The sequence below is a fragment of the Pseudomonas sp. E6002 genome (genome assembly GCF_013385565.1).
Taxonomy (GTDB): Bacteria; Pseudomonadota; Gammaproteobacteria; order Pseudomonadales; family Pseudomonadaceae; genus Aquipseudomonas.
Genome location: NZ_JACAPT010000009.1, coordinates 407,924 through 420,340 on the forward strand (window position 1 = coordinate 407,924; position 12,417 = coordinate 420,340).

The window sequence follows — 12,417 nt, forward strand, 5'->3', positions numbered from 1 at the left end:
CCGCTCCCACATTTTTGATCCGGTTTCGTCAGTTAAGCCGTTGCGCGATGCAAGCTGGCCAGGAACCCCGCCGCCCCAACGAACAAGCCAGCAAACGTACGGTTCATGCGTTTCTGCTGCTTTGGTGTGCGCAACAGGCGCAACACTTTCGACGCCAGCCCGGTGTAGCCGGCCATCACGATCATGTCCACGCAGATCATTGTCGCACCCAGGATCAGGTATTGGTTCAGCAGCGGCGCCTGCGGGTTCACGAACTGCGGCAGCACCGCCAGCATGAACACCAGGGCCTTGGGGTTGCTGGCGTTGACCAGGAACCCGCGGAACATCATCGCCATCGGCTTGCCGATCGGGCGAATCGCCGCGTCATCGCTCAGGTCGGTTGGCAGCGCGCGCCATTGCTTGATGGCCAGGTACACCAGGTACGCTACGCCAAACCATTTGATCGCATAAAACGCGGTGGAGGATGCGGCAAGAATCGCCCCCAGGCCACCGGCGACCACGGCAATCTGCATCGCCAGGCCCAATTGCAGGCCCAGGGCGTTCCAGTAACCGCGCAGGAAACCGTATTGCAGGCCGCTGGACATCGACGCAATGGCACCGGCGCCAGGGGAAAGACTGATGATCCAACTGGCCAGGAAAAAGGCCAGCCATGTGTCGAGCGCCATTACACACCTCAGAGCTTAGTTTGCTGAATGTTTCTAAACTAACGCTGCCGGCTGAGAAATGGCTAGAAAAATTTTGGGGTGCGCCTTTGTGGCGAGGGGGCTTGCTGTGGCGAGGGAGCTTGCTCCCGCTGGAGTGCGTAGCGCTCCCGGCTTTTTTTGGGGCTGCTACGCAGCACAGCGGGAGCAAGCTCCCTCGCCACAGGTTAAGGCAGCACGTCGCTGCCGCGCCAACGGCGCACCGAGCGCTGGAAGAACAGGCTGTTGGGCACTTGCACCATGACACTGCCGGTTCCGGCCTCTTCCACTTCGATCAGCGTGGTGTAGAGCAGGTTGATCGCCACCACCCGGCCTTTGACGCCGGGCTTGTCGACGGTGTCCACCAACTCGACCACATCGCCCAGGCGGAACGGCCCGACGGTGAAGATCAGGATGGCGCACAGCAGGTTGGACAACACCGACCACATGGCGAAGAACGCGACCGCAGCCACCGCCACAAAACCCGACAACGCCGTCCACAACACCGTGGCAGAGACGCCCAGGCGCTCCAGCACGAAGATCAGCGCGCTGCCCATGATCAGCCAGCGCAGGCCGCCGCGCAGCGGCATCAGCAACTGCGGCGGGAACGGATAACGTTCCCCCAGGCGGTTCAGGCATTTGGCGACGAAACGCTGGGCGAGATAGCCGGCCAGCAGGATCAGCAGAATCTGTACGGCCACCCAGATCGGCGCGATCCATTGGGCCGGCAGCGGCAGTTGCAGCGCTTCCATCAGGACAGCGCCTCCAGCTCCGCTTGCAAGGATTCCAGCAGTTCGAGGGCTTCCATCCAGGTCTCTTCCAACTGCGCTTCACGTACCTTGAGCTTGGCCTGTTCGGCCAGCAGGTCGCGCAATTCATCCTTGCGGGCCGGCTCGTAGACGGCGCTGTCACCCAGGCTGGTTTCGATCTTCGCCAGCTTCTCGTGGATCTTGCCCAATTCGGCTTCCAGCTTGTCCGCTTCACGCTTGTGCGGGGCCAGTTGCTGACGCAATGCAGCCGCGGCCTGGCGCTGGGCCTTCTTGTCGGTCTTGTCCGGGTTGACCGGCGTGTTGCTGACCGGCGCGTTGCGCAGGCGGTAGTCCGACAGCCAACGGGCATAGTCTTCCAGGTCGCCGTCGAATTCCTCGACCTTGCCGTCAGCCACCAGCAGGAAGTTATCCGTGGTGCTCTTGAGCAGGTGGCGATCGTGAGACACCACCAGTACCGCGCCGCTGAATTCCTGCAGGGCCATGGTCAACGCCAGGCGCATTTCCAGGTCGAGGTGGTTGGTCGGTTCGTCGAGCAGCAACAGGTTTGGCCGGTCCCAGGCGATCAGGGCCAGGGCCAGGCGGGCCTTTTCGCCACCGGAGAAATTCAGCACCGGCTCGTCGATGCGCGCACCACGGAAGTCGAAACCACCGAGGAAGTCCCGCAGGGTCTGTTCGCGTTCGGTCGGCGCCAGGCGCTGCAGGTGCAGCAGCGGGCTGGCCTTGGCGTCGAGGGAGTCCAGTTGGTGCTGGGCGAAGTAGCCCACCACCAGGTTCTCACCGCGCACCAGGCGGCCGGCCAAAGGCTGCAATTCGCCCGAGAGGTTTTTGATCAAGGTCGACTTGCCCGCGCCATTGGGGCCGAGCAGGCCGATCCGCGCGCCAGGGGTGAGCTGCAACTTGACCTTCTCGAGGATGGTCTTGTCGCCATAGCCCAGGCGGGCATCGGAAAGGTCCAGCAGCGGGCTGGAGATTTTCACCGATTCGCGGAACACAAAGTCGAACGGTGAATCGACGTGGGCCGCCGACAGTTCTTCCATGCGCTCCAGGGCCTTGATCCGGCTCTGGGCCTGACGGGCCTTGGTGGCCTGGGCCTTGAACCGGGCAATATAGCTTTCCATGTGCGCGCGCTGCGCCTGCTGCTTCTCGTAGGCCTGCTGTTGCTGGGCCAGGCGTTCGGCACGGGCGCGTTCGAAGGCGCTGTAGCCGCCGCGGTACAGGGTGATTTTCTTCTGGTCGACGTGGGCAATGTTGTCCACCACGGCGTCGAGGAAATCCCGGTCGTGGGAAATCAGCAGCAAGGTGCCCGGGTAGCTTTTCAGGAAGTCTTCCAGCCACAGGATCGCATCGAGGTCCAGGTGGTTGGTCGGTTCATCGAGCAGCAACAGGTCCGAGGGGCACATCAGCGCCTGGGCCAGGTTCAGGCGCATGCGCCAGCCACCGGAGAAGTCGGCGACCGGGCGGTCCATCTGTTCGTTGGTAAAGCCAAGGCCGGCAAGCATCTTGCGCGCACGCGCGTCGGCGGTGTAGCCGTCGGCGCTGTCCAGTTCCGAGTGCAGGCGGGCCTGTGCGGCGCCGTCCTGGGCTTTCTCGGCCTCGGCGAGGTCGTGTTGCACCTGGCGCAGGCGCAGGTCGCCATCGAGCACGTAGTCGATCGCAATGCGGTCGAGGGTGTCGATCTCCTGGCGCATATGGGCGATGCGCCAGTCGGCCGGCAGCAGACAATCCCCGGAGTCGGGAGTCAGCTCACCCAGCAGCAAGGCGAACAACGTGGATTTGCCGGCGCCGTTGGCACCGATCAGGCCGGCTTTGTGACCGGCGTGCAGGGTCAGCTCGGCGTCTTCGAGAAGACGTTGCGGGCCACGCTGTAATGTTAGGCTTTGAAGTCGGATCATAATGGCGGCGGAGTCTACCAGCTTCGTTGGCCGCTGGCTTGGGTGTGAATATGTGCGCTGACCTGTGGAGCTTTGCCCTCTCGACCTACGCCCGCCCGGGCGTCGAGGACGCGTGCCTGCGCTTGCAGGCGCAAGGGGCTGATGTGTGCCTGGTGTTGTGCGGGTTGTGGCTGGAGCAGCGGGGTGTGGCGCCGGAAACGTCGCGCTTGCAGGCACTGCGGCAGATCGCCGGGCCGTGGCAGGCGGAGGTGGTTGAACCGCTGCGGCAAGTACGCACGCGATGGCGGGCCATGGCGCAGCAGGATGCTGAGCTGGGAGCGTTACGGGAGCGGGTCAAGGCTTTGGAATTGGATGCAGAAAGGCTGCTGCTATCACGCCTGGAAGGTGTGGCGCAGCGTTGGCCGATGGCCGAGGTGAATCATCAAGCATGGGTTGAAGGACTGGCGGCCGAAGCCGCCAACCTTGACCACGACACGCTGCATCAGCTGCGCGCCGCGGTTACCGGCACTTAGGAAGCGCTGGTTGGGGTGACGCTTGGCGCTGCCGGTGCAGGCGTGCTGCTGGCCGGAGCGGTTGGCGCTGTGGTGCTGGCAGCAGGTGCAGCCGGGGTCGCAGGCTTTGCAGCTGGAGTAGCTGGTTTGGCTGGTGCTGGCTTGGCAGCAGCAGGTTTGGCGGCCGGCTTGGCAGCTGGTTTCGCAGCAGCAGGTTTGGCGGCCGGCTTGGCAGCTGGTTTCGCAGTAGCAGGTTTAGCGGCCGGCTTCGCGGCTGGTTTTGCAGCAGCAGGTTTAGCGGCTGGCTTGGCAGCTGGTTTTGCAGCAGCAGGTTTAGCGGCTGGCTTCGCGGCAGCGGGTTTAGCGGCTGGCTTCGCAGCTGGTTTCGCAGCAGCGGTTTTAGCAGCTGGCTTCGCGGCTGGCTTCGCGGCTGGTTTCGCAGCAGCAGTTTTAGCAGCAGTTTTAGCAGCTGGCTTGGCAGCTGGTTTCGCAGCAGCAGTTTTAGCGGCTGGCTTGGCAGCTGGTTTCGCAGCAGCAGTTTTAGCAGCTGGCTTGGCAGCTGGTTTTGCAGCAGCGGTTTTAGCGGCTGGTTTGGCAGCTGGTTTTGCAGCAGCGGTTTTAGCAGCTGGTTTTGCAGCTGGTTTTGCAGCAGCAGTTTTAGCCGCTGGTTTGGCAGCCGATTTAGCCGGTGCTTTTGCCGCAGGCTTGGCCGCAGCTTTCGCAGGTGCCTTGGCGGCGACTGCTTTGCTGGCTGGCTTCTTCGCTGCGCTGGCTGCAACGGCCTTAGCCGGAGCACGGGTGCTCAGCACTTTGCCTACAGCTTCCTTCACACGACCAACACCCTGGGCCAATTTCAGGCTCTCGGAAGCATCACGCTTGAGTTGGGAAATGTAGGTGCGGGTTTCGGATTGACGATCCTTGAGGGCGTCGAGCAAGTCCTCAAGTTCTTTGACGGCGTCCTTGGCCTTGGCTTGTGCCTTGGCTTTGCCAGCGGTCGCTGCGCCTTGCAGTTTGGTGCGGGATTTGTGCAGTTTTTCCTGAGCTTTGCCGCGTTGTTTTTCAAGCTTGGCGAGCAACTTCTCAGCATCAGCCAAGGCTTGTGAACAGGCGCTTTCCAAATGTTCGAGCAGGCTGCCCGAAAGTTGTTGGAGCAAATGCAACGGGGTATTTACAGGCTTCTGTTTGGCCGACATGGTTTACCTCCTGGCTGACGTGGGTGCGGCTCATACTAGCCCTCTGCTCTTACCGCCGCTAGGGCATGTTGACAGTATCGATTGGCTTGCGTTGCACCGCACGAAAATTCTTATTGATATAACGAAAATCCACGCCACTTTTTAAGCATTCACACTGGCATAATCCATCGCACTTTCGGCTGGAGAACGCCCATGTCGCGTTACCTTTTTTTAGTGTTGAGCGTGGTGCTTTGCGTGGCCAACGCAAGCGAGAAATCCCCCTCCAAAGATGACCACGACCTGGCCTACAGCCTGGGCGCGAGCCTGGGTGAGCGCCTGCGCCAGGAGATGCCTGGGTTGCAGGTAGAGGCGCTGATCGACGGACTCAAACAGGCCTATCAAGGTAAGCCACTGGCCCTGGACGACACACGCATCGAACAGATCCTTGCCCAGCACGAAGCACAAAACGCGCCGGACAATCGAGCACCACAAAGTGAAAAGGCACTCGCTGCCGAGCAACAATTTTTAGCCAGTGAAAAATCCAAAAGTGGTGTGCGTGAATTGGCAGACGGCATCCTGCTGACCGAACTGACCCCTGGCAGCGGGAAGAAACCGGCGGCCGATGATCGCGTGCAAGTGAATTATGTTGGGCGGTTACCCGACGGGACCGTCTTCGACAAGAGCACACAACCTCAGTGGTTTCGCCTGGACAGTGTGATCAATGGCTGGCGCAGTGCGTTGCAACAGATGCCGGTGGGCGCGAAGTGGCGCCTGGTGATTCCATCCGACCAAGCCTATGGCGCTGATGGCGCAGGCGAACTGATCCCGCCTTATACGCCGCTGGTATTCGAGATCGAATTGCTCAAGGCGGGCGCCTGAGCCCAAACGAAAAACGGTGCGCAATGCGCACCGTTTTCTTGTGTCGGGGGGAGTCAGGCCTTAGCCGTCAACTCTTCCTTGTGAGCGTTGTGCAGCACTTCGATCAGGCAATCTTCCAGCTCGAAACGCTCGTGAAGCAAACCACCCAGCTCTTTGAATTTTTCTGCAACGCACTGGCCGGCATCACACAGGTCGTTGAACGCCAGCAGCTTCTCGGTGATGACATCGATGCGCGGGTAAATCGTCTCCGCCAAATCGAGGCCACGTTGATCGTCGAAAGCCTCGGCCTCTCTGGTCAACTGCTCGTAGATACCGAAGTGCCCCGCCGATACGTAGTCCACCAATACGCCGCAGAATTCCTGCAACGGCTTGCGGTTCTCGCTGAGCGCTTCGGGCTTGGCACCGAGAGCATCAAAGGCCCGAACCAGTTCGTGACGCGCTTTCAACCAACCATCGATCAGTTTGTGCACCCCACCCCAGCGTTCCTGAGCATTCTGACAACGTTCCAGCATGATGATCTCTCTTCCCTATAGGGGCGCCGCACGCTGCCCGCGCAACACTTCAAGGTTAAAGCGGCAACCGGGCAAAGGTGCATCGAACAGTCTGTTTCAATAACGCGTGCGGGCCAGATTATGCCCGCACGACTATGTCATCAAGGTACGCAGGAGAGAAAGTTCATACAAGTGTTTAATCCCTTCCTACAACCTGCGGTTACCTGTCAGTGCCGTGCAAGGCCAAAACGCTGGCTCAGCAGCAACCGCGAGAACTGCGCGATGCCAAGGATCAGCATCGCCACGAAGAACAGCAGGCTCCACTCGGGAATACTCAAGTCGAACAGCGTCCAGTTGATTTCCACGCAGTCAACGGTGCCCTTGAAGATCAAGGCCAACGTCTCTCTCAGCGACAGGTTCTCGATCATGGACTGAAGGCCGGGCCAACAGGCAGGCAACTGTTCCGGCGGCGTATTTTGCAGCAGCACCTGGCGTACGGCGGTAATGGCGCCCAGCACTGCACACCCCATGCTCGCCGCCCAATACAGGTAGATCCCGGACCGCTTCGGCCCATGAATCGCCGCCACGAGATTGATCAGCGTGAAGGCAGCCACAAGAATTCGTTGCACCTGGCACAGGAAACAAGGCCGCAAAAACGCGGCGTATTCCAGGTAAAAGGACGCGCCCAGCGTCAGCGCACCAGCCAGGAACGCCAGGAGGAACAGGGAGCGTGAGGGGGCCAAAGACATTGTTTATCCGCAACGCAAGAGATAGGTAGTTACGGTAGAGGAAAGACCTTACCCCTTTCAATACGCGCCAGAGCAGACGATTCCGCGAGAGCGTAGGGATATCCCGTCAGAAGGCGAGCGATTAAACGCGCGTCTACGTAGGAGTTTACTACAAGCCGTATTGACTACAGCTATTGGCGTTATTGAAGGGTTGGCCACCAGACAATTCTGAGGCAACCCTTACTCTGTTTCCTACTTCAAACCCGTGCCGGTACCGGCAGCGGTGACGCCAGCAAACGCTTGTCCAGCAAGCCCAGGCCTTCCTGGAACAACTGGTTGCTGCGCTCGGTGTCGCCCAACTGTGCCAGCAGGCGTGCCAGCTCGGCGCAGGCCTCAGGGTTGCGCTGCACCTGAAGGCTGCTTTCAAGGTAATCCCGCGCCTTGCCCCACAAGCTGTTTTGCAGGCACAGGCGCCCCAGGGTCAGCAGCAGGCTGGCATCGCCTGGATGGTCCTTGAGCCAGCCTTCGGCGAACTTCAACTGCTTCGCCGGATCGCTGCCACGCAGCAGCCCGTAGAGCCGGATCAGATGACTGTCGTACTCGCGCTTGAGGGCACCGCGCAGCACTTCTTCGGCCTTGGCGTCCGCGCCCAACTGGCGCAGTTGTTCGGCGTACGCCAGCACCAGTTGCGGCTCCTGGCGCTGGGCCGAAGTCAGTTGTTGCCAGGCCAGCTCCAGGGATTGCTGCCCGGCCTCGCCCTGCTCTTCGCGCTGGGCAGCCAGGGTCAGGTTCTCGCCCCAGGCGCGTCGCTCCAGGTCGGCCAACTCGGCAGGCGGCAACACCTTGTCCTTGCGCAACTCCGGCAACAGCCGGATTACCGAAGACCAATCGCCACGCTGTTGATACAGCCGCTGCAGTTGGCGCAATACCTGGACGTTATGCGGATGACGCTCATGCATGGCCTGCAGGGTGACCAGGGCGCCATCGGTGTCACCGCGGTCCATCTGCAACTGCGCATGACTCAAGGCTACCGCGAGTTCGGCCTGGGGCTGGCGCTCAAGCGCGCGTTCCAGCAGGCCATCCGCTTCCTCATAACGGCCCTGTTCGTTGGCCGCACGGGCCGCGCCGAGGTAGTAGAGCAATGGCTGGCGTTCGGCTTCGGCCGCACGGTGCAAGTGGCGCTCGGCACTGGCCCAGCGCCCTTCGGCGAGGTCCATCTGGCCCTGCTCGATGGCAACCTGGACCCGACGGCTGCGGTTGCGCCGCGACCACGGATTGACCACGCCACCCGAGGTCAGCACCAGGCCCAGCAGCACCCTGGCCAAATAGATCACCAGGCCGATGGCAAACAACGCCACCAGCGTCGACCACAGCCCGGACTCGTAATGCAGCACATGGGGATAGGTAATCAGCACGTAGCCGGTATGTTTCGAAATGCCCACGGCCAGTGCCAGGCCGATCGCAATCGCCAGCACCAGGATCACATAGAAGCGCTTCATCGGCTTTACTCCTGGGTCGCCGGCTTGCCAGCGGAAGCCTTGGCTTCCTCGGCAGACAGGTGGCGACGGTCAAGGTAAGCCTGCACGGCAGCCAGGCTAGCGGCCAGGTCCGGCGTGACCACTGAGACGGCCTTGGGCTCAAGCTCGGCAATACGGGCCAGCATGGCTTTGCTTTGCGGGTTGTCTTGATTGAAGTTGTCCTGCAACACGCTGCGAGCCTCGCCCAGGGATCGGCTGTACACCGCCGGCTCGCCGTTGAGCGCCGCCCATTGCGCCTGCTCAAGTGCAAGGCTCAGGGCCAGGCGCACCTGGTTCAGGCCTTGCCCTGCCAAGAGCGGACGAATGTTGTCATCAGGATTGAAGTCGATGCGGAAATACCGCGAGATCTGCGCCCACCACTGACTCCAACGGCTGTCCGTGTCGGTGGTCGGACGCCCATCATTGGCCGCTTCAGGGAGTTGGTATTCCGGCGCGATGGCCGCCAACTGCACGACCTGATCGCGCAATGCCGCCAGTTGCAGGTACAGCCCGGTACGGTCCGGCTGTTCGATATTGCGCAACGCGGCGAGACTCTTGGCCAACTGCTCACGGGCGGCGTAGGAGCCAGGGTCACTTTGTTCGCGGAGGATTTCGTCAGCGCCCTGGACCAGTGCCTGGGCACTGTTGATGTCCTGCAAGGCGGAAAGACGCAGGCTGGCCAGGCGGATCAAGTGCTCGGCCTCGGCCAGGCGCCAGTCCTGGCGGCTGGCCCCCAGCACGGTTTCCAGGCGCTGGCTCAGGCGTTGTTGATCACCCTGCAATTGCGCCACCAGCCGGCGACGCTCTTCCAGCTCATCGGCGCCGGGCAGTTGCCCCAGACGGGCCGACAGCTGCTGCTGGCTCTGCTTGAGGCTCTGGGATTGGTCGTCCAGGGTTTGCACTTGGCCCAGCTGTTGCTGGCTGCTCGCCTGCAGTGCGCGGACCTGCCAGATCCCCCAGCCACCGGCGGCAACGCCGGCGGCGCCGAGCAACAAGGCCACGATGGCCAGGCCGTTGCCACGGCGCGGGGCGCTGGTGACCGGTGTCTCAACCGGCGCATCAAGCGCGGGCTGAGCTTCATCTTTAGGCAAGGCTGTTTCGCTCACGTATCCATCCTTTGCGTATTAGAGAGTGGGAACGGAAACACTCCGTAACGCCACTAACAAAGCCGCGGCACTGGCGCCACGACAATCCACAACTTCTTGCGCGCCAGCGGCACGCGCCATCTCGGCGACTCGCGGGCTGGGCACGAACAACGGCAGCTGTGCCACCTGGGGCCAATCTGTACCGGCCAGCGCCTGCAGGTGTAAAAAACCCTGCCCACTGCTGACCACCACGCCGTTCAAGCGTTCCACGTTTATGCGCTGGGTCAGCGTTGCACGGTCGTAGTCCGGCAGGAAACGGCGATACAACTCCAGATAGTCGACACTAGCACCTTGCTCGCGTAAACGCTCAGCCAGCAGCTCCCGCCCGCCCTCGCCCCGCAGGATCAGCACCCGGGCGCCGGGCTTCGAGATAGCCTCGCGCAAGGCGACCAGTTCAAGCAAGGCTTCACTGTCGTCGCCGTCGTGGGGATAACTGACATCAAGGCCATGCTCGGCCAACACCTGCGCCGTAGCAGCGCCGACACTGAACCACGGTAACGCCGGCGGTTGCGGCCAGTGTTGAGCCAACAACTGCAAGCCCAGGCGCGCGGCCGGCTTGCTCACCACGATCACCGCGCAATAGCGGTCCAGCTCGCGAAAAACAGTCTGTTGTTCAGGCGTGACAGGCAGCGCTTCAATCTCCAGCAACGGCAGGCTGCTGCTGAAAACACCTTCTTCGGATAACGTCGCCGCCAGGGCCGCCGACTCCTCGGCAGGCCGCGTCAGCAGCACACGCCATTGCATCACTGCGGCCCGGCCTCGCCGTACACCGCTTGCAGAATGGCACCGGCGCCTTTTTCCAGCAGCTCCTCGGCGACCTTGATACCCAGGCTGGTGGCCTCGCTTTGCGGCCCGCGAATCTCTGCGGTGAGCAACAACCCACCACTCGGGTCGCCCACCAGGCCACGCAGCCAGAGGTTTTCGCCCTCAAGCACGGCGTAACAGGCGATCGGCACCTGGCAGCCACCGTTGAGGTGCTTGTTCAGGGCACGTTCGGCGGTGACGCGAATTTCGGTGTCCTGGTGATCCAGCGGCTTGAGCAGCGCATGAATTTCGCTGTCGGCGGTGCGGCATTCAATGCCCACAGCGCCCTGCCCGCCGGCCGGCAAGCTGTCTTCGACGCTGATGGCCGAGGTGATGCGGTCTTCAAAGCCCAAGCGGATCAAGCCGGCTGCCGCGAGAATGATCGCGTCATATTCACCGGCGTCGAGCTTGGCCAGGCGAGTATTGACGTTGCCCCGCAGGAAGCGGATTTGCAAGTCCGGGCGGCGGGTCAGCAACTGCGCCTGGCGACGCAGGCTGGAGGTGCCGACGACGCTGCCCAGCGGCAGCTCATCCAGGGAGGCATAGGTATTGGAAACGAAGGCATCGCGGGGGTCTTCGCGCTCGCAGATGCAAAAAAGGCCCAGGCCTTCGGGGAAGTCCATGGGCACATCTTTCATAGAATGCACGGCGATGTCGGCTTCGTTCTCCAGCAGCGCGGTTTCCAGCTCCTTGACGAACAGGCCCTTGCCGCCGATTTTCGACAATGGCGAATCAAGCAGCTTGTCGCCGCGACTGACCATGGGCACCAGGGACACCTTCAGGCCAGGATGAGCCTGCTCAAGGCGTGCTTTGACGTATTCGGCCTGCCATAAGGCCAGGGCGCTTTTACGGGTGGCGATGCGGATTTCGCGAGAGGACATGGATCAATCCGTACTGAATAGATACGGCAGATAATAACAGCTCAGGCAAATGCGCTTTGATTTGAATCAGCAAGTGCGGGGCCTCCCTGGCCGCGTCGCACCGGGATATGGGCGGTGAAGCTCGCGTCAGCCCTCGGGCTAAAGCTGCTGCATCATCTTGCGCACACCGGCGACATGGCGCCGGCTGACGATCAGGGCGTCACCGTTGAGGCCCTTCAGGAACAGCTGAAAGTGCCCAAGCGGCGTGCGCTGCAGGCGCTCGATGCGCTCCCGTGCCACCAGCGCATTGCGGTGGATGCGCACAAAGCGGTCGCCAAATTCATCTTCCAACGCCTTGAGTGGCTCATCGAGCAGCACTTCACCGGCCTCGTGACGCAAGGTCACGTACTTGTGATCGGCGATGAAGTAGACCACCTGGTCCAGGGGAATCAACTCGATGCCCTTGCGGGTACGGGCGCTGATATGGCTGCGTGGCCCATTGCCGCCCTGGGCTGCGGGCTGGGTCAAGGCTGCCAGTTGGACACGATTGGGACGCTCGGCCTTTTTCAAGGCGCGAAGCAACGCATCGGCATTGATCGGCTTGACCAGGAAACTGGCGCCGCTGGCATCCAGGGCCTCGGAAGAGAACTCATCCTGGGAGGCGCACAGCACCACCGAAGGCGGCGATTCTCGCTCGCTCAGGCGGGCAGCCACCTGCAAGCCATCAAGGCCCGGCATGCGGATGTCGAGCAACACGACGTCCGGCTTGAGGCTGTCAATAAGGGCCAAGGCTTCCTCGCCACTGGTGGCGCTCGGCTCAAGGACATTGTAACCCTCGAGTTCACTGACCAAACGGCTCAGTCGCTCGCGGGCTTGGGGTTCGTCATCAACGATCAGGACATTCATATTGCGCTGGATTCCTGCGTGAGTCTCGCACAAGGATAGCGTAGACAGGTGCGGTGACTTCCGTCACGGCGATCCACGCTAA

Annotated in this window: 13 protein-coding genes; 2 read left to right on the top strand and 11 right to left on the bottom strand. The window is 61.8% G+C overall.

Annotated elements, in window-relative coordinates:
* Positions 1-32: 32 nt before the first annotated feature.
* The 3 genes from HX815_RS08190 to HX815_RS08200 form a co-directional block, all read right to left on the bottom strand.
* Positions 33-665, bottom strand: coding sequence for a LysE family transporter (locus HX815_RS08190; RefSeq protein WP_003208844.1), 633 nt, complete (start codon positions 663-665; stop codon positions 33-35).
* Between the two features lie 203 nt (positions 666-868).
* Positions 869-1,432 carry a mechanosensitive ion channel family protein gene (locus HX815_RS08195; RefSeq protein WP_008439307.1) on the bottom strand — a complete coding sequence of 188 codons (564 nt, stop codon included), beginning with the start codon at positions 1,430-1,432 and terminating at the stop codon, positions 869-871.
* Positions 1,432-3,342 (bottom strand): ATP-binding cassette domain-containing protein, encoded by a 1,911-nt coding sequence (locus HX815_RS08200; protein WP_003208841.1) that lies wholly within the window; start codon positions 3,340-3,342, stop codon positions 1,432-1,434. Before HX815_RS08200 ends, HX815_RS08195 begins: the two co-directional genes overlap by 1 nt.
* A 50-nt stretch (positions 3,343-3,392) precedes the next feature.
* Here HX815_RS08200 and HX815_RS08205 point away from each other — a divergent pair, with 50 nt between their 5' ends.
* The gene (locus HX815_RS08205) at positions 3,393-3,854 is read left to right on the top strand and encodes a TIGR02444 family protein (protein ID WP_177028049.1); all 462 of its coding nucleotides are present in this window, start codon (positions 3,393-3,395) and stop codon (positions 3,852-3,854) included.
* On the opposite strand, the gene HX815_RS08210 is transcribed toward HX815_RS08205, so the two are convergent.
* Complete coding sequence (locus HX815_RS08210) at positions 3,851-5,026, bottom strand: AlgP family protein (protein WP_177028050.1); 1,176 nt, start codon at positions 5,024-5,026, stop codon at positions 3,851-3,853. The genes HX815_RS08205 and HX815_RS08210 overlap by 4 nt on opposite strands.
* A gap of 192 nt (positions 5,027-5,218) precedes the next feature.
* On the opposite strand from HX815_RS08210, the gene HX815_RS08215 reads away from it, so the two are divergent.
* Positions 5,219-5,884: an FKBP-type peptidyl-prolyl cis-trans isomerase gene (locus tag HX815_RS08215; protein WP_003208833.1), complete on the top strand. Its 666-nt coding sequence runs from the start codon at positions 5,219-5,221 to the stop codon at positions 5,882-5,884.
* 53 nt (positions 5,885-5,937) lie between these two features.
* On the opposite strand, the gene HX815_RS08220 is transcribed toward HX815_RS08215, so the two are convergent.
* The 7 genes from HX815_RS08220 to HX815_RS08245 form a co-directional block, all read right to left on the bottom strand.
* Entirely contained in the window at positions 5,938-6,396 is a 459-nt protein-coding gene (locus HX815_RS08220; protein WP_003208832.1) for an Rsd/AlgQ family anti-sigma factor, read from the bottom strand.
* Positions 6,397-6,602: 206 nt separating this feature from the next.
* Complete coding sequence (locus tag HX815_RS08225; RefSeq protein ID WP_102604071.1) at positions 6,603-7,124, bottom strand: disulfide bond formation protein B; 522 nt, start codon at positions 7,122-7,124, stop codon at positions 6,603-6,605.
* 236 nt (positions 7,125-7,360) lie between these two features.
* Entirely contained in the window at positions 7,361-8,602 is a 1,242-nt protein-coding gene (locus HX815_RS08230; protein ID WP_177028051.1) for a heme biosynthesis protein HemY, read from the bottom strand.
* A gap of 5 nt (positions 8,603-8,607) precedes the next feature.
* A complete protein-coding gene (locus tag HX815_RS31565; protein WP_371135985.1) occupies positions 8,608-9,726 on the bottom strand; it encodes a uroporphyrinogen-III C-methyltransferase in 1,119 nt (372 codons plus the stop codon).
* Positions 9,727-9,744: 18 nt separating this feature from the next.
* Complete coding sequence (locus HX815_RS31570; protein WP_371135986.1) at positions 9,745-10,512, bottom strand: uroporphyrinogen-III synthase; 768 nt, start codon at positions 10,510-10,512, stop codon at positions 9,745-9,747.
* Entirely contained in the window at positions 10,509-11,450 is a 942-nt protein-coding gene (gene hemC / locus HX815_RS08240) for a hydroxymethylbilane synthase (protein ID WP_008439333.1), read from the bottom strand. Before hemC ends, HX815_RS31570 begins: the two co-directional genes overlap by 4 nt.
* A 138-nt stretch (positions 11,451-11,588) precedes the next feature.
* Complete coding sequence (locus HX815_RS08245; RefSeq protein WP_003208820.1) at positions 11,589-12,335, bottom strand: LytTR family DNA-binding domain-containing protein; 747 nt, start codon at positions 12,333-12,335, stop codon at positions 11,589-11,591.
* Between the last annotated feature and the right edge of the window lie 82 nt (positions 12,336-12,417).

Coding starts and splice junctions, on each gene's coding strand:
- HX815_RS08190 (WP_003208844.1), bottom strand. CDS start 665: ATGGCGCTCGACACATGGCTGGCCTTTTTCCTGGCCAGTTGGATCATC.
- HX815_RS08195 (WP_008439307.1), bottom strand. CDS start 1,432: ATGGAAGCGCTGCAACTGCCGCTGCCGGCCCAATGGATCGCGCCGATC.
- HX815_RS08200 (WP_003208841.1), bottom strand. CDS start 3,342: ATGATCCGACTTCAAAGCCTAACATTACAGCGTGGCCCGCAACGTCTT.
- HX815_RS08205 (WP_177028049.1), top strand. CDS start 3,393: ATGTGCGCTGACCTGTGGAGCTTTGCCCTCTCGACCTACGCCCGCCCG.
- HX815_RS08210 (WP_177028050.1), bottom strand. CDS start 5,026: ATGTCGGCCAAACAGAAGCCTGTAAATACCCCGTTGCATTTGCTCCAA.
- HX815_RS08215 (WP_003208833.1), top strand. CDS start 5,219: ATGTCGCGTTACCTTTTTTTAGTGTTGAGCGTGGTGCTTTGCGTGGCC.
- HX815_RS08220 (WP_003208832.1), bottom strand. CDS start 6,396: ATGCTGGAACGTTGTCAGAATGCTCAGGAACGCTGGGGTGGGGTGCAC.
- HX815_RS08225 (WP_102604071.1), bottom strand. CDS start 7,124: ATGTCTTTGGCCCCCTCACGCTCCCTGTTCCTCCTGGCGTTCCTGGCT.
- HX815_RS08230 (WP_177028051.1), bottom strand. CDS start 8,602: ATGAAGCGCTTCTATGTGATCCTGGTGCTGGCGATTGCGATCGGCCTG.
- hemC (WP_008439333.1), bottom strand. CDS start 11,450: ATGTCCTCTCGCGAAATCCGCATCGCCACCCGTAAAAGCGCCCTGGCC.
- HX815_RS08245 (WP_003208820.1), bottom strand. CDS start 12,335: ATGAATGTCCTGATCGTTGATGACGAACCCCAAGCCCGCGAGCGACTG.